The organism is Thermofilum sp., from assembly GCF_038871435.1.
In the GTDB taxonomy this organism is placed as follows: Archaea; Thermoproteota; Thermoprotei; order Thermofilales; family Thermofilaceae; genus Thermofilum; species Thermofilum adornatum.
In genome coordinates this window covers 325,695-341,763 of sequence record NZ_JAVZIC010000002.1, presented here as the reverse complement: position 1 = coordinate 341,763, position 16,069 = coordinate 325,695, and the positions used below count along the sequence as shown (strand labels likewise).

15 protein-coding genes are annotated in these 16,069 nt (G+C 43.5%); 7 read left to right on the top strand and 8 right to left on the bottom strand.

Features of this window, described 5'->3' with window-relative positions; translation table 11 throughout:
• Positions 1-70 precede the first annotated feature (70 nt).
• Positions 71-1,360, top strand: coding sequence for a glutamine synthetase family protein (locus tag QXT17_RS04240; protein WP_020962974.1), 1,290 nt, complete (start codon positions 71-73; stop codon positions 1,358-1,360).
• Between the two features lie 32 nt (positions 1,361-1,392).
• Here the strand turns inward: QXT17_RS04240 and QXT17_RS04235 are convergent, their stop codons facing one another.
• Together QXT17_RS04235 and QXT17_RS04230 are read right to left on the bottom strand one after the other, a co-directional pair.
• Positions 1,393-1,908, bottom strand: coding sequence for a type 1 glutamine amidotransferase domain-containing protein (locus QXT17_RS04235; RefSeq protein ID WP_020962975.1), 516 nt, complete (start codon positions 1,906-1,908; stop codon positions 1,393-1,395).
• Positions 1,909-1,994: 86 nt separating this feature from the next.
• Positions 1,995-2,747, bottom strand: coding sequence for a sugar isomerase domain-containing protein (locus QXT17_RS04230; protein WP_020962976.1), 753 nt, complete (start codon positions 2,745-2,747; stop codon positions 1,995-1,997).
• 48 nt (positions 2,748-2,795) lie between these two features.
• Between QXT17_RS04230 and QXT17_RS04225 the strand changes: the two genes are divergently transcribed.
• A complete protein-coding gene (locus QXT17_RS04225; RefSeq protein WP_020962977.1) occupies positions 2,796-3,068 on the top strand; it encodes an HPr family phosphocarrier protein in 273 nt (90 codons plus the stop codon).
• 11 nt (positions 3,069-3,079) lie between these two features.
• Here the strand turns inward: QXT17_RS04225 and ptsP are convergent, their stop codons facing one another.
• Positions 3,080-4,825, bottom strand: a complete 1,746-nt coding sequence (gene ptsP / locus QXT17_RS04220; RefSeq protein ID WP_020962978.1) for a phosphoenolpyruvate--protein phosphotransferase — start codon at positions 4,823-4,825, stop codon at positions 3,080-3,082.
• A gap of 109 nt (positions 4,826-4,934) precedes the next feature.
• On the opposite strand from ptsP, the gene nagA reads away from it, so the two are divergent.
• Genes nagA through QXT17_RS04205 form a run of 3 tightly spaced genes read left to right on the top strand, consistent with a single transcriptional unit; the run spans position 4,935 to position 9,170 of the window.
• Positions 4,935-6,092 (top strand): N-acetylglucosamine-6-phosphate deacetylase, encoded by a 1,158-nt coding sequence (gene nagA, locus QXT17_RS04215; protein WP_020962979.1) that lies wholly within the window; start codon positions 4,935-4,937, stop codon positions 6,090-6,092.
• Between the two features lie 2 nt (positions 6,093-6,094).
• Positions 6,095-7,924: a glutamine--fructose-6-phosphate transaminase (isomerizing) gene (gene glmS, locus QXT17_RS04210; protein ID WP_020962980.1), complete on the top strand. Its 1,830-nt coding sequence runs from the start codon at positions 6,095-6,097 to the stop codon at positions 7,922-7,924.
• 10 nt (positions 7,925-7,934) lie between these two features.
• Positions 7,935-9,170: a neutral/alkaline non-lysosomal ceramidase N-terminal domain-containing protein gene (locus tag QXT17_RS04205; RefSeq protein WP_052885546.1), complete on the top strand. Its 1,236-nt coding sequence runs from the start codon at positions 7,935-7,937 to the stop codon at positions 9,168-9,170.
• Here QXT17_RS04205 and QXT17_RS04200 read toward each other — a convergent pair.
• From QXT17_RS04200 to QXT17_RS04185, 4 genes are all read right to left on the bottom strand, one after another.
• A complete protein-coding gene (locus QXT17_RS04200; protein ID WP_020962982.1) occupies positions 9,144-10,256 on the bottom strand; it encodes a Gfo/Idh/MocA family protein in 1,113 nt (370 codons plus the stop codon). The genes QXT17_RS04205 and QXT17_RS04200 overlap by 27 nt on opposite strands.
• Positions 10,257-10,269: 13 nt before the next feature.
• Positions 10,270-10,773, bottom strand: coding sequence for a PTS sugar transporter subunit IIB (locus QXT17_RS04195; protein WP_020962983.1), 504 nt, complete (start codon positions 10,771-10,773; stop codon positions 10,270-10,272).
• A 78-nt stretch (positions 10,774-10,851) separates the two neighbouring features.
• Positions 10,852-11,256, bottom strand: a complete 405-nt coding sequence (locus tag QXT17_RS04190; RefSeq protein ID WP_148682118.1) for a PTS sugar transporter subunit IIA — start codon at positions 11,254-11,256, stop codon at positions 10,852-10,854.
• Positions 11,257-11,261: 5 nt separating this feature from the next.
• Positions 11,262-12,149 (bottom strand): hypothetical protein, encoded by an 888-nt coding sequence (locus QXT17_RS04185; RefSeq protein WP_020962985.1) that lies wholly within the window; start codon positions 12,147-12,149, stop codon positions 11,262-11,264.
• Positions 12,150-12,246: 97 nt separating this feature from the next.
• On the opposite strand from QXT17_RS04185, the gene QXT17_RS04180 reads away from it, so the two are divergent.
• Positions 12,247-13,848: a PTS system mannose/fructose/sorbose family transporter subunit IID gene (locus tag QXT17_RS04180; protein WP_020962986.1), complete on the top strand. Its 1,602-nt coding sequence runs from the start codon at positions 12,247-12,249 to the stop codon at positions 13,846-13,848.
• A gap of 19 nt (positions 13,849-13,867) precedes the next feature.
• Here QXT17_RS04180 and QXT17_RS04175 read toward each other — a convergent pair whose 3' ends face one another.
• Entirely contained in the window at positions 13,868-14,536 is a 669-nt protein-coding gene (locus tag QXT17_RS04175; protein WP_020962987.1) for a phosphoglycolate phosphatase, read from the bottom strand.
• Positions 14,537-14,763: 227 nt separating this feature from the next.
• Between QXT17_RS04175 and QXT17_RS04170 the strand changes: the two genes are divergently transcribed.
• Positions 14,764-16,053, top strand: coding sequence for a PTS ascorbate transporter subunit IIC (locus QXT17_RS04170; RefSeq protein WP_020962988.1), 1,290 nt, complete (start codon positions 14,764-14,766; stop codon positions 16,051-16,053).
• The last annotated feature ends 16 nt before the right edge of the window (positions 16,054-16,069 follow it).

Sequence of the window (16,069 nt, the reverse complement as noted above, 5' to 3'; positions counted from 1 at the left end):
CTAGATATTTCTGAATTTTTTTCTCTTTTTGAAAAGAAAAACATTTTATTCTACAGCCTTGGAACCCTATATGCACAGAGAAGAAACAATCGAGGAATTCGAAAAACAATTCAACGAGTTGAGAAACAAGGGCGTAAAATTCTACGAAGTAGCTGTGCAAGACCTATATGGACACATACGTGGCCGCATACTAAAGCCAGAAAAACCTGAAGACGTCCTAAAGGGATACCGCGTAGATGCATACAGCATAGGCTTCTTACCTATAGAAGATTCAGACGCGATGCTTGTTCCCGACCCTACAACACTCAAAGTCTACAGGACAAGAATGGGTCTTACAGCTTTCCTCATGGGAGATCTCTACAAAGACGGCAAACCATTAGACATTTCTCCGAGGACTCTACTCAGAGAGTTTTCCCGTTCGAAAAACTACAAGGTCTTGATGGGAGCCGAGCTTGAATTCTACCTGACAAAAAACCATAGACCAATAGACGACGGCTCATACATGTATCTCTCCCCCTACTCAAACAATTCAGACTTTTTGGCCGAGGTAATCATCCGAGCAGAAGAAGCCGGCGTAGCAATCTCTGCTACACACCACGAAGTGGGACCCAGCCAATACGAGATTCTCCCAAAAGCACGAACACCTCTCGAGTTGGCAGATGAAGTGGTATTTCTAAAGAAGCTCCTATGGGAAACAGCTTACGAGAAAGGCTTGGAGGCAACCTTTATGCCTAAACCCTTTAAAGGCTTGCCGGGGAACGGTCTACACATTCACGTCTCCGTTCATAACGGAGAAAGAAATATTGCAATAGAAGAAGGCGAAATTACTGAAACAGGAAAGAGGGTTGTAGGGGGTCTGCTCTCTTATTCTTCCACATTCGCTCTACTCACCAACCCCACTGTTAACTCCTATAAGAGGCTGGCCCCTGGATTCGAGGCTCCAGTCTATATTTCTTGGGGGAGAGGAAACAGGACTACAATGATCCGGCTACCCGTGGGCCTAAAGGGGCTCTCGGGCACAATCGAGTACCGTCTACCAGACCCCGCTGGAAACATTTATCTCAAGATACTCTCTGTCCTATACTCAACAGTGAAAGGACTAGAAGAAAATCTAACCCCGCCACCAGAAAGCAATGAAAATGTTTTCGAAAAAAATGGTCTACCAAGAGTCCCTCAAAGCCTGGGAGAAGCAATAAACATTGCACAAAAAAGCCCAAGTCTTCCTAGAGACCTAAAAAAACTAACAGAGAAAATGGTAGAACTGAAAACAAAGGAATGGGACACATACTCCAGAATAGCTGGAAACCAAAACCCTCAGGAGATTACAGACTGGGAAATAAAAGAATATTTTTTCCTGTAAAGAATTTTCACATTTTAAAGAGTCACCGAAGGCTAGATGAGCCATCCCTTTTCACGAATAACGTCCAAAAGAAGCTTGAACATGCCGGGCATAGCTTCTGGATCTGTGCCAGTAATGATGTTCCCGTCGCGGACAAACTTTTCGTCAAGCACTATTGCTCCAGCGTTACGGAGGTCATCATGTATCGAGAAAAATCCCGTTAGCTTCCTACCCTTAGCGAGGCCAGCAGAAACAAGAACCCAGGGACCGTGACAAACCGCCGCCACCACTCCTTTCTCGGCCACTCTCTTAACAAGTTCAAGAATTTCCCTGCTTCTTCTCAGCCTATCAGGAGCATAGCCGCCAGGTATCCATAAGACAACATAATCCTCAGCTAATGCACTTCTTGCATCCTTGTTCGCCCTTATGGTTAGCCCGCTCTTTCCTTTGTATTCTCTTGCCTCAGGTCCTACGAGGTCTACCTCAAAGCCAAGCTCCATGAGCCTATAAAGTGGGTAAATGAGCTCCCTCTCGTCAAACAAGTCTTCAACCAAAACTGTTGCCTTCATTATGTGTACTTGCTTCGCGTAGATATTTATTCCTTATTCACAATTTTCCAAAGAAACCAAAAGTTGAGACATAGGCACACGGTAAATCATAAGAACTTAATTTTACTGAAATACTTCTCGAGATACTGTTTATTTGCCTCGTCGCCCCCGGGTACATTTGCACTCATCCACACTTCAGGTTTAACCCCCATAGATAACAACTTCTGAACGGTTCTAGCGACAAGAAGCTGTAGTATAAACGAATTGATTATGGTGGAGACCGGCGCCACCTTCTGCTCTAAGCCCTCGAGTTTAAGGTAAGCATCACCCTCAGGAACCTTATTATCGATAACAACATCTGCAAGCTCGAAAAGCTTCTTCCCCAAAGGATTGCTTGGGGGCACCCTCTTGCTATACTCAACAGAAGTAATAGCGACAACCTTCAACCCCCTGCTTTTAGCCTCTGCCGCCATCTCAACAGGAACAGCGTTCTTGCCAGAGTTACTCACAATTACAAGCACAGAATTGGGGACAGGCTTAATTGACTCGAGCAAGACCCTGGCATAACCAGAAAGCCTCTCAAGCATAGTACTCTTAAAGGCACCATTAAGACCCGAAATACTCAAATCAAAAACTGGGTACACACGCACCAAGCCGCCTGCCCGATAAAAAGTCTCAAGAGCCATCATCATCGAGTGCCCCGTACCAAAAACATAGATGAAACCATCATTCTTAAGAACTTGGACAAAGAGTTCTATAGCTCTCTCCATGTTCAATTTTTCTTCACGCACTATCCTCTCCTGGAGACTGGCTATTCCAGTCAAAAACTCTGAATAAATATCGGAAACCATTTTTATCATTCTTCATGTTTCACAACATAAATATATTTTTAGATGTTCAAACACACCATGAAAACCATCGTCCTCAAAGTTAAAAACAAGAGCGGACTACATGCGAGACCTGCAGCCGTCTTTGTCCAAACAGCAAAAAAATTCACGTCAAAAATAATTGTAAAAAAGGGCGAAAAAACCGCGGACTCAAAAAACATTCTTCAAATATTATCCCTAGGCATAGACATGGGAGACGAAATAGAACTCCAGGCTGAAGGTCCCGACGAAGAACAAGCAATAAACGAGTTGAGCAAACTTCTGCTTGAATACCTCCCATCTATAGATCAATAATTTCATAAAATTCATTCGAAAACCTTGACATCCTTTTTCTTTAAATAATTCTGAGACCACTCCTTTATATCTCGAGAGGAATCAGCCTCCTCAATCATTTCTCTAACTTCCTCAGCTAGCTCTGCAAAGTTAATCCTCCTAACAACATATTTAACTTTCCCTACAAAGCCCGGAGCTACACTCAGTCCCTTAATACCTAGACCGACAAGAACAGGTATAGCAACACCTCTACTAGCCATTTCGCCACATACTTCCGTCTCTACCCCCTCACGAATATGGTCAAGGGCGTACGACATAAGCCTCAAAACGGATGGATTAAGTTCATCGTAGACATTGCTTACATATGTACTTGTTCTATCTGCCGCTAAAACATACTGGGTTAAATCATTCGTACCAAAGCTAACAAAGCTCAATCTGCCCTTATCTACGAGTTCTCTTACTAGCAAAGCTGCAGAAGGCACCTCTATCATGACGCCCAAAAGAGGGATCTTAACGTTTTGTCCCTCATTCTCTAGCTTTTCCTTTTCTTCTTCAATGAATCTCCTAAGCTCCTCAACCTCCTCAACTGTGGAGATCATGGGAAACATAACTCTCAAGTCACCATATACCGACGCCCGCAAAGCCGCACGAACCAGAGGCCTAAGCATTGAGTCACGATACTTTAACAAAAGACGCGTCCCCCTAAAACCCAACTGGGGATTTGCCTCCCTCGGAATCTCTAAAAACCTTACAGGCTTGTCTCCACCAATGTCTGGGGCACGCACAGTTAGAGGACCGCCTCCTAGGAACTCTAAGCTCTTCTTAAAGAGATTAAATAATTCCTCCTCACTAGGGGCTACATCCCTAGCCATGTAAGCAAACTCAATCCTAAACAACCCAACTCCCCCGCAACCATAGCTCGGAGCTACGCGGACCTCCTCTAGGCTACCAGTATTACACATAACAGCTACTTTTACCCCGTCAACTGTTATGGGCTCGAGCTTTTCCTCTCTTGCATACAGAGATACTGTTTCCTTATACTCGGCGACTAGAGACTTGTAATTATCAATTAATCTTGGGGAGATATCAACAACTAAATAGCCATTCACACAGTCAAGCACAGCGGTAACGTCATTTCTCAAACTGTTTAAGTCAACCTCTTGAGAAATCAAATAAGGCACACCCTTCAACCTAGCCAATATAGACACATGCGCCGTCAACCCACCTCTCCGAGTAACTAGGCCCGCTAGCCCACCCTCAACAGCCTCCAAAAACCTAATGGGATCAATTTCTTCTGCTACAAGAATTCTATCTCTCCAATCAACATCTGTCTTAGCCGCTCCAATAATGCTTGAAACCAGGCGGGCTGAAATGTCATGCAGATCCTGAGACCTAAGAGCAAAAAGCTCACTACCACTCTTAAGCAACTCTGAATATTTCTCGTAAACCCTCTTTACAGCCGAAGCGGCGCTGAGAGACAGGTTCCGAATAAGTTCTTCAGCCTCTGACACAAGGGAATCAAGCATAAGTAACTGTGCATCAATAATTTCTTGTTCTGCTTTCGGGAGAATTCTCTTTAAGTCTTCAAGTCTCTTTTTCACTATTAGGCTTGCCTCGTTTAGAAGCTTTGTTTCTTTATCCACACCGTTGGATTTCGATTCAGAAATGCTTTCTAATATATCTTTCTCCTTCAGGACAAAAATCCTTCCAATAGCCACCCCAGGAGACACGATTAGGCCTCTATACCTCGTCTCACTGCTCCTCGGTAAACTACTCATTCTTTAACCCAATCTTCTATTATCAAAAGGATATAAAATGTTTTTAAAAACTAATGCGAAAAACTAATGTTTATATTCCTAAATACACAACTGTATTCAGGGTTGACACTTGAGAATTCAAGTTAGGAATGCGCATGTTTTGACTCCGCTAGAAGATATCGGCGTGGTTAATATCTCTATAAGGGATGGCGTAATTGAGAGTTTCAATGTCCAAGGAACACCGGACAAAATAATAGATGCTGAAAGACAGTATGTCGCCCCAGGATACATCGATACCCATATACACGGCTATGCAGGCATAGATGTTACGGAGGCTTCGCCAGAAGAAATACTAGAAATGTCACAAAAACTTGCAGGACGTGGAGTGACGGCATTCTTGGCTTCAACAGTCGCCGCACCCCACGAGAAACTTGTCCAAGCCTGTAGAAACATTACAAAGGCGGCTGAATCGTGGTCTCCCTCTAAAGGTGCGAGAATTCTTGGACCTCATCTAGAGGGCCCCTATCTAAATCCCTCCATGAAGGGTGCCATGAATGAAGCATATCTGAGAAAGCCAAGCCTGAAAGAGTTTGAAGACTACTACCTTGCTTCGAAGGGACTTCTCAGAAAAATAACGGTCGCGCCTGAGCTCGAGGGAGCCATAGATTTCATCAAATCCGTAAAGAGCAGAGGTATAACGGTCAGTTTGGGGCATTCCCAGGCAACATACGACGAGACCCTTAGAGGAATAGAGGCGGGAGCTACAGTCGCCAACCATATTTTCAACCAGATGAGGCAATTTCACCACAGGGAACCAGGCCTCCCATTTGCTCTACTCCTAAACCCTAACACATTTATCGAGATGATTGTAGATTTCATACATCTCCATCCAGCCACTGTTCAACTCGTATTCAAACTGGCAGGACCCCTACGAACAGTCCTCATAACAGATGCAGTTAGTGCGTCTGGCTTGCCCGATGGCGAGTATGTACTGGGAGGCCTCAAGATAACCGTTAAAAATGGCGTTTCAAGGCTGAGTGAAAGCGGGGCCCTGGCCGGAAGCACCTTGACAATGGACAATGCAGTCAAAAATGTGATAAAGGCCGGAGCAGGCCTTCTAGAGGCACTTACAATGGCTAGCTATACACCCTCTAAGAGCATCGAGGCATTAACACGGGAAAAAATAGGCTACTTAAAGCCCGGATACAAGGCAGACCTCATTATTCTAGATGAAAAATTAAATGTAAAGAAGACAATTATAAATGGAGAGCTCGTCTACGAGGGATAAAAATGGGAGGAATATTCGCTGCTATTTCAAAAAGTTCTGAAAACACTGTTCCCATAGTAATAGAAGGCCTTAGAAGGCTTAAATACAGGGGCGCAGACAACTCGGGAATAGCTGTTCTTCTAGACGGACGCATAGAGATTTTCAAGGAAGCGGGATCAATAGAGGCAGTTTCAGCGAAACTCGGACTAGAAAACATATCCTCAAGAATAGTCTTGGGACACACGCGCTTCGCCACCCATGGACGACCCACTGTTGAAAATGCTCATCCCCACACCGACTGTGAAAGAAGGATTGCTGTCGTCGGAGACGGCTCACTCTCAAACTATGAAGATTTAAGAGACAAACTGCTGATGGAGGGCCACAAGATTACTTCGAGATCAGACTTTGAGGTAGTTGCACATATATTTGAGTCTCTTCTCAACAAAGAATATCAGTCATCAGAGTTCCTGAAGGAGATTTACTCGAAAATGGAAGGATACTTCTCATTTGCAGTTCTGGAGGCAGAAAAACAAAGAATAATCGCGACAACAAATGGGCCCAAACTTTTCTACGGGCTGTCAGACAAATACGTTCTCCTTTCCAGTAGCCAATACGCCCTGCACGGCTTTGCAGACCAATACGGCGAGCTCTCTCCAGGAGAACTAATAATCCTTTCAAAAGATGGGCCCACCATTTACACCTCAGAAGGCTTAGCGAAACAGGTACAGTCTTTACCGCTCCAACTCGACCCCATACTCGTCGAGAAAGGCGGCTATAAACATCACATGCTTAGGGAAATAAACGAAGTGCCAGAAGCTCTCCTAAGAACGCTCAGTTCTGTGCAAAAGAGATATTTGAACCTCGCGGGAAGACTGGTAACAGGAGCCGACAATATCTACATCATAGCAAACGGCACAAGCCTACACGCAGGCATGATAGCCTCCTACTACTTCTCCGAGCTCGCCGGCATAAGCCCAATAGTGACAAGTGCGGCCGAGTTCCCACTATACTACCTGGAAAACGTCGGGCCAGGAACCCTCGTCATTGCTATTTCCCAGTCTGGAGAAACTGGAGACGTATTATCATCTCTATACGAGGCAAAACTTAGAGGAGCCACGATTCTTGGAATAACCAACTATGTTGGCTCGAGGCTCGCTAGGCTCTCCAATCTCTACTTACCAATTGCCGCAGGACCAGAAATAGCCGTTCCAGCCACAAAGACATTCACCTCAACCCTTCAAGTTCTCTACCTAGTAGCCCTAAGCTCATCAAGACAAAAAGGCAAAATAGAGGAATCCGAGCAAAAAGCGAGGCTTGAAGCTATCAAGAAGCTTGCACAAAGCCTTGATGAAAGGCTTGCATTCATAGATAGTGAAGCAACAAAAGCCGCAGAAAAAATATCTCTTTGCAGGTCAGGCTATGTAGTTTCAAGAGGATTAACATATCCCCTCGCACTAGAAGGAGCACTAAAACTAAAAGAGGCCTCGTATTTCCACGCCGAGGGTGTCGAAGCAGGAGAATTCAAGCACGGTCCATTCGTCCTTGTAGAGCAAGGTTTCGCCACGATATTTATTATGCCTGTCGAAAAGGTTTCTGCAGAGGCAACTTTTCCATCGATAGAGATGGCCAGACAAACAGGTGCAACCGTAGTAGTGATAGGCTCTGAGAACAATCAGAAGTTGCTTGAGCTTTCACAAGACGGCGTAACTACCATACGAGCCGTAGAGACTGAGAGGCACCTTGCCCCAATATCGCTGGCTGTACCTCTCCAGCTCCTCGCCTATAGACTAGGCGAAAAACTAAACAGGCCCATAGATACTCCTAGGCACCTAGTAAAAGCCGTTACACAGTAAGGGGTACAACTTGTTAGAGTTAGCCTTCACAAAGACAACTATAACTCCTCAGCCGGCTCAAGGACACGAGTTGGCTGGCTACATAACCAGGAGAGAAAAATCGCAGGGAGTACATGACGATATAGAACTCCGAGCACTACTTATTGAAGACGAGTCAGCGGTCTTGCTTGTTAATCTCGACCTTTTAGGGGTAGACACACATATCAAGGAAACAATTCAAAGAGTAGCAGAAAAGACAATTGGAAATGTCAATGTTATAGTTACTGCTACACATACTCACTCAGCCCCAGCGACTCTGTTTACAAACCTCTTGCTTACTTTTGGAGACAATGTTTTCCGAAAGGACTACTTCGATTATTTTGTGGAACAAACCGAGAAGACTTTTTCAAACATAGCTAATAACCTCGAACCAACTGAGACATATATCTATAAAACAAAGATAAGAGATATAGCCACAGACAGAAACGATCCACGAAACCCTATAGACAACGAGGCACTTCTGCTAACTTTTGCCTCGAAGGGGGAAACTAAGGGTTTCCTTGTAAATTACGCAGTCCACCCTACAGTATTAGGACCCGACAATTTACTTATAACTAAGGATCTCATTGAATATATTCTCAAAGGACTTTATTCTGTCCTTAAAACAAATATAGGCCTCTTCCTAAATGGTGCGGCAGGCAATATTTCAACAAGGTTTACCAGGAGAGCACAAACATTCAGTGAAGCTGAAAGAATCGGCAATGAATTTGCACGCCAAGTTTTGGTATCGAAATTTAGGCTCCACAATGTGGAAAATCTTAGAATAGTGTCCAAAGAAATAACTGTTTCTTTCAAAGAATATACCGAGGAGGAAATACGCAAGCTATCGATGCCTACATGGAAAGACGGAACACGTAGAAGCGAGTCGCTGAGAGAAGGAATAGAAGCTTTAAACAAACTTTATCCAATTATTTCAAAGAAAAGATACACAGCGAAAGCTGAAATAATAGGTCTAAATCTGGGCGACCTCAAAATGGTATTCGTCCCGTTCGAACTGCATTCAGATATTTCTCTAAGTTTAAAAAAACTGGTGGAGCCTCGATATCTTGCGCTTGTAGGATATACAAATGAATATTTTGGCTACTTATTGATGAAGGAGGCCGAGCCAGGATACGAAAAAATAATGCAGTTTGTAGATGAGAAAACGCGTCAACAAGTGTTTTCTGCGATATGTAATGTGCTAGACATCGATCCAGGTTCCCTGTGAGCTAGAAAGATAAAACGAGTCCAACAACTGCTGGTTTCGAAGCCCCTCTTTTAAGGTTGGCTGATAGTCCTCCCGTAGACCTGCTAAGTACTCTATAAACTGCTTGTACAAGATAACATAGGAGTAAACCCATCCCTCAAAGCTCTTTGAAATTGGCCATACTAGGTCTGGATAAATCTCCTCGTAACCTTTTACTATTTTCTCGATGCTTTTACTCTTTCTCTTAAAGACATAAAGATTGTGAGGCTCATTCAGAAGGAATCTTGCACTCCCCTCACTGCCATAGATCTCTATTCTCATCTGTTCTTCAAAGCCTGGAGACACTTTTGAAGCCTCAATACTGCCTACTTGTCCCTCGTCATACTCGAGAAGTGCAAAACCAACGTCTTCTGTGTCAACTTTACGCCTTGTACCAGTCGCGGGATCAATTCGCTCACCTATTAGCGTATAGGCCTTGCCGAAAAGCCTCTTAATGCGTCTGCCTGTGACGTTTTCAGCAAGGTCAAGAACATGCACGCCGATATCTGCAAAAACCCCACCTCCTGCAATGGCCTTGCTCATTCTCCACTCGAAAGGAGTATCTCTGTAAGCATGCTTTGCATGGGCTATTACACCCCGGAACTCTAGAAAGTCTCCTAGCTCCCCATTCCTAAGAAGTCCACGCAAGTATTGGATTCCCGGGGTAAACCTCGAAACTAAACATACAGTCACATTTCTGCCTGCTTTAACAGCATAGCGTTCTATTTCGCCGGCTTCATGGAGGCTTAGAGCTACAGGCTTCTCCAAGACAACGTTAAACCCTCTTTCTAAAGCTTTCAACGCTAAAGGATAATGCGTATTATTTGGTGTAGCAATTGCAACGAGATCTAAATCTACATTGAAAACCTCATCTTCGCTTGTTGTCCACCTTTTGAACCCAAACTGCCTAGCAGTTTCCTCTGCATGAGTAGCTGTTCTACTCAAAACAATTTCAAGCTCTATTTCGGGAAAATCTTTCTTTTTAACTATTCTGTTTAGTGAAGAAAGTGTCCATCCTTGTGCCTGAGCCGACCACCCCGCCCCTATAAGTCCAGCCTTAATCTTCACTAGGCATCATCTTTTAGAATTTTATACTTCTTATCTTCTCAGCCATATCTAACGGCTTCGGTGGAAAATCTGGAAGTTGCTGATAATAAAGCTTTATACCCATGTCGAGAAGCTTAAGCAAAGCCTTGTGATCCTCGGGACCAATATCGAATGTTTTTTCCACCTTGACTCTCCCAGCTCTATAACCCATCTGTCCCAAGAGAACCCACTCAACATTTACTCCAGATTTCTCAATGAAAGCTAGAACATCGACTGGATTCTCAAAGAGCATTAATATCTTTAGATTATTATTTACATTCTTGATTTTAATAGCAGCCTCCTCTACCTTCAACACTTCAACAGCAATGCCTGGGGGCGCAAGCATAACCTGCAACTGCTTCAAGGCAGGATTACTAGCTATCTTATCGTTTACCACCCAAATAGCATTTGCTCCAAATTTCTTTGTCCATGCCGCTGTTACTTGTCCATGTATAAAACGGTCATCAATACGAATGATAATATTCTGATTGTTTTCCATCAATTACACCCAAACTCTTACTCATGTAAGTTTTCATTTTATCTTTTAAGCTTTTTCTAGGCATCATTAAGACCAGTTTTATTTTGAAATTTCAACAAGCTGAGGTCCCACAAAGGCTCTTATTCCCTGCAAGCCCGCGTCCTTTACTCTAGAAATAAATTCTTGCAGATTACTTCCGAGATCTTCATTCGTGAGGATCTCTATAGCTATTGCCATGTTAAAACCTGTAATGACAGCCTTAGCCCTTCCCTCTTGGAGCAACATTAATGCGGCCCTACTAGGAGTCCCACCAAACAGATCAGCCAATATTATTGTTTCAGGATCCACTTTACCCGAAAGCTTCTCATAGTAATTCTCGAGGCTCTCTCCCTCTAAAAGATCTACACAATCAGTCTTCTCTTTGACAGATAAGCCAAGGATCATTGAAACAGCCTCACGCATTGCGCACCCAAGGCCTCCATGAGAGGCAAACACTATCCTCATACCCCTCACCTCAAATAAGACATAGCGATACGTCTATAAGTATGTCTAACACCCCTCACAGCTAAAGAAAGCTCCAAAATATTCTCTGGAAGAGCTACCCTCATCCCATACCCAGAATCCCCAATATGGTGAATATCACAGCCGCATGCCTTCGAGGTTAAACCGATTTTCCGGATTACACTTCTCTGGGCCCCCTCCTGAGACGTCCCAATTGTACACATAAGTACAGCATCATACCTATAAGCAAGCTTAGCAACCGAACTCACATTTTCCGGCAGTGACCATGGAACAGTGTAAGGTGCAGGTATCACTATTCCATCGGCACCCCTAGCTAAAACCTCTTCAATAAGTCTCAAGTCGTACATCTCTTCTGTTCTCAAGCCTCCACTATGCATCTTTCCACCAAAAACCAAAACTCTATCTCCAGCAATTTTTCTCGCCAATTCTACACCTTTAGATATCCTACTCCAAGTCACGCCAAGACCTGGATTCCCCGTAACAACTAATAGTTTAGATCCCAAATCAATGCTGGCCTTGACACTCTCCTCGGAAAGAGTTCTTCCAGCAGGAAGCAATCCAGGATCCACAGGCTCAAGGTTATGGCCGACAAACCTGCCGAGAAATTCAGAAAGCATCGAAAAAGAAGTATAATACTTTTCAGGAACACCCTCAATCCTGGGATTAAATACATCAATCATGTTCAGAAGAATTACATCCGCACCAAATGACGCCGCCAACTCGACATTGGAGACCCCATCTATGAGTGGAGGAGCAGTAACCACGATTTCTGCTGCAATGGTCCTCCCCTCAGAGCTTAGAACAGCTGCCTTAAAATCTTTAGCTAAACATTTTGAGAGCTCTTTACCAGTCATTTCCAAAACTCTTTTAGCCACAGCTGTAAAACAGGCATATTTGAATTAAAAATATTTTCGATAGAAACATTTATAATCCAAAAATTTTATTAATAAGCAATATCCGTAATACATTTGTATGACAGCAATTGGACCATTCGAAGTGGGACTTCTAGGACTCCTAGCATTCTTCTTCGGACTAGACTACATCTGGGTAACCCCGCTAGGTATCTGGCGCCCCGTAGTAGCCGGCACAATAACAGGCATTCTCCTTGGAGACCCACTAACGGGTCTACTAGTAGGTTCACTACTCGAATTCGTCTTTGCAGGTCTCTTTACAATCGGTGGAGGCACAGTGCCAGAGGCCGCAACAGGAACAATAGCATCAGTCGTCGTAGCCGTAGTGACCGGTTTGAAGCCGGAGGCAGCTGTACCACTAGCAATTCCAGTTGCAGTTCTAACGATGAACATAGAAATCGTTGTAAGGTCTTTTGACGCCGTATTCACTCACTGGGCCGACCGTGAAATAGAGAGAGGAAACTATGGAATGATACCAATAATAAACATATTGGGTGCAGTTCCCTGGGGTCTTTCCAGAGCCATACCTATATGGCTCTTTGTAGGTGCACTAGCAATCAACCCGCCAGCAGTTAAAGCCGCCATAGACGCATTACAAGTAGTATACATAGGGCCATTTGTCATTAAATTCTGGGATGCGATGGCTGTTGCTGGAGCAGTTCTACCAGCACTCGGAGCCGCAATCTTAATGAAGCTTATGATTTCTAGAAGAAACGTCATGTTCTTCATTCTTGGATTCGCACTGGCCGCCTACCTCAAGCTAAGCCTACTAGCAATAGCACTCATCGCTGGCTCGATAATATTTGCCATCTACTATTTCATACACCGCGAAACCCTCGAGACACAGCTTTCAACTACAACAGCGCCTCCAGCTGGAAAAGCCACAACAAAAGACTTTATCAGATGGTTTGGCGTTTCATGGTTTATTCAGTCCTCCTGGAACTATGAAAGAATGATGGGCACAGGATTTGCACATGGAATGCTAGACATAGAGAAGAAGCTAAGAAAAGACCCAGAAGAACTGAAAGCCTGGATGAGACTACACAACGAATTCTACAATACTGAGCCACACATTCACAATGCAATATACGGAATGACGATATCATTAGAAGAACAAGGTGCAGACCCAGACACTATACGAGGCATAAAGACAGCACTAATGGGGCCATTCGCTGGACTAGGAGACTCATTAATATGGTTCACAATCCTCCCAATAGCATTCCTCATAGGCGCCTCCCTAGGAGTACATGGAAATATCCTTGGCCCAGTAGTTGCACTCCTCATATGGATACCCGTCTCATGGGCAATCAAATACTATTCCCTCGTCTATGGATACAAGTATGGTCTATCATTGGCTGAGGTACTAAAGGGAGACGTCCTCAAGATATTCAGGGAAGGAATTGCAGCATTTGCAATGGCAATGGTTGGAGGCATAGCAGCCACATACGTCAGAGCAACAACACCAATAGTCTTAGCCCAGTACGGTGGCCAGGCCATCAAGCTGCAGCCAGTTCTAGACCAGCTCATGCCATCACTGCTCCCACTCCTATTTACACTATATGCCTACTGGCTCATCAAGACAAAAGGCTACAGCTACGGTAAAGCTGTCATTATCCTGTTCCTCACAGCCTTCGTGCTTGCTTTAATAGGAGTCCTGGGATAAACAAAAATATTTTTTCTTTTCACTTTGGTTCTCCAAGAATCTTCTGTAAGCCTTCTACGACCCCCTCACCATAAGGCCTATTAGTCACATAGTCTGCCATCTCTTTCAATTTTTGATCCGCATTAGCAACAGCCACCTTAAAGCGGGCAATCCGAAACATTGGTATATCAGACGCGCTATCTCCAATAGCAACCATATTCTTAGCATCCCAGCCAGTTACCTGTAAAAGCCTAGACACCCCGACACCCTTATCAAGCCCCCTTGGTGCAAAAACATGAGTCCGCGAACCTACCTTCTTCATTTCCACAGAGTATTCACTCTGTTTGTTTAATAATACATGTTGCGCTAGGGAAATATTATCTTGGTCAAAATAATACAGAACTTCTCCCAGGTTAACCCTGGGGACAACTCTAGAAACCTCTTCGATAAACGTGTTCCACCACTTAGGCCTAAATAAGATCAAATCACTTGGCGGGAAGAAGAGAACACTGCCAAGCTCAAGAACCAAGGCATCAAACAAACTCGCTTCAACGAATCTCTCAATGTCGCTTAAAGGTCTGGCCGTAGCTAGAATTAGCTTAAAACCATGCTTTTGTTTTAGAGTCATGACCGACTGGGCCACTTCGTATCTAACAGGATGATTCTCCTCAGCCAGAGTTCCATCATAGTCAACAACTATCAACAACATTTCTTCACCTAGTGCTGAAACCTTTCAAGAATAAAAGGATAACTTATTACTTTAGACCCCATGCATCCAATATAATTGCGTGACTAGCTGAAGGAATTATGAAATAAAAGGCTACACATATTGGTTGTATTTTTGCTGATTAGTTTAAGTTTCTTCTTAATGTTTATATGCTAATATTTATTACAATGGCGTAAAAAATAAATAGTTTAAAAAAGTATTACTACCGTATGAGCCCGTTAGAAATTTTGTACTGGATCGGGCAAAATATTCTTGGACAACCACCAATACTTCTAGGCCTAGTAGCCTTAATAGGCTTATTGATACAGAGAAAGTCATTTGAGGAGATTATAACTAGCACCTTCAAAGTAATGATAGGAGTCGTAATGATGATTGCCGGCGCCACTCTTTTTGTTAATGAATTGGTAAACTTTCAAAACATTGTAGGTACTGCGGTTGGCTTCCAGCCAAAATACCCGCCCGGGTATATCCCTCTAGGAGACTTTACTGCTAAGTTTGGTAGCTATGCAGCAATGATAATGACTGTTGCATTTATTATCCACTTGATAATTGCCCGATTCACCAAAATAAAATTCGTTTACTTAACAGGACACTTGATGTGGTGGGTATCTTTAACTGTTGTTGCAACTCTTCTCACCATTAAACCTAATGCGTCAGCCCTCGAGATAATAGCAATCGGTTCAATAGTTATGGCACTCTACTGGAGCATACAGCCATGGTATATACACTCTGCAATGAAAGAAGTTATGGGCACAGATGAGATAGCTTTTGGTCATACATCATCTTCGGCTGCTTTTCTAGCTTTCTATCTAGGTAAATATATAGGTAAACCAGAAGAGAGCACAGAACAAGTAAAATTCCCCAAAGCATTAAGCTTCTTTAAAGACTACGCTGTAAGTACAGCCGTAATCCTGGGCTTAATAATGATCATAGCCGCCATAATAGGTTATGCCATAAACCCAACTGCTGTAGTTAAATTAGCTGGAGAGCTCAATCCTATAATTTGGGCTTTTCTGAGAGGCATATACTTCGCCGTAGCCATCGTTGTTCTTTTAACAGGAGTAAGAATGTTTATCGCAGAAATTGTCCCAGCGTTTAGAGGTATAGCACAGAAACTTATTCCAGGAGCAAAACCAGCACTTGATTGCCCAGTAGTTTTTCCGCAGGCACCAACTGCAGTAGTTATCGGATTCGTAAGTGGTTTAATTGTCTTCCTAGTATTCATGGGATTATTTGCAGCGACAGGTTTTGCAATAATTGTTCCGCCAATGATAATGTTATTCTTCCCAGGCGGAGCAGCAGCTGTATTTGGAAATAGAACTGGAGGCTGGAAAGGCGCAGTACTTGGAGGTGTTATAAATGGTGCTTTCTTAGCTATTGGGCAGGCAGTTACCCTGAATGCATTGACTTATGCTCCAGAACTTGCAACACTAGCTGACCCAGATTGGTACATAATTATCTGGTTGTTAAAGGCAATCTTAGGACCTTTCTTCAAATAAGAAATAAATTAATTTT

What these genes read in the sequence shown, in the direction of transcription:
- QXT17_RS04240 (WP_020962974.1), top strand. Translation starts at nt 71, where the DNA reads ATGCACAGAGAAGAAACAATCGAGGAATTCGAAAAACAATTCAACGAG.
- QXT17_RS04235 (WP_020962975.1), bottom strand. Translation starts at nt 1,908, where the DNA reads ATGAAGGCAACAGTTTTGGTTGAAGACTTGTTTGACGAGAGGGAGCTC.
- QXT17_RS04230 (WP_020962976.1), bottom strand. Translation starts at nt 2,747, where the DNA reads ATGATAAAAATGGTTTCCGATATTTATTCAGAGTTTTTGACTGGAATA.
- QXT17_RS04225 (WP_020962977.1), top strand. Translation starts at nt 2,796, where the DNA reads ATGAAAACCATCGTCCTCAAAGTTAAAAACAAGAGCGGACTACATGCG.
- ptsP (WP_020962978.1), bottom strand. Translation starts at nt 4,825, where the DNA reads ATGAGTAGTTTACCGAGGAGCAGTGAGACGAGGTATAGAGGCCTAATC.
- glmS (WP_020962980.1), top strand. Translation starts at nt 6,095, where the DNA reads ATGGGAGGAATATTCGCTGCTATTTCAAAAAGTTCTGAAAACACTGTT.
- QXT17_RS04195 (WP_020962983.1), bottom strand. Translation starts at nt 10,773, where the DNA reads ATGGAAAACAATCAGAATATTATCATTCGTATTGATGACCGTTTTATA.
- QXT17_RS04190 (WP_148682118.1), bottom strand. Translation starts at nt 11,256, where the DNA reads ATGAGGATAGTGTTTGCCTCTCATGGAGGCCTTGGGTGCGCAATGCGT.
- QXT17_RS04180 (WP_020962986.1), top strand. Translation starts at nt 12,247, where the DNA reads ATGACAGCAATTGGACCATTCGAAGTGGGACTTCTAGGACTCCTAGCA.
- QXT17_RS04175 (WP_020962987.1), bottom strand. Translation starts at nt 14,536, where the DNA reads ATGTTGTTGATAGTTGTTGACTATGATGGAACTCTGGCTGAGGAGAAT.
- QXT17_RS04170 (WP_020962988.1), top strand. Translation starts at nt 14,764, where the DNA reads ATGAGCCCGTTAGAAATTTTGTACTGGATCGGGCAAAATATTCTTGGA.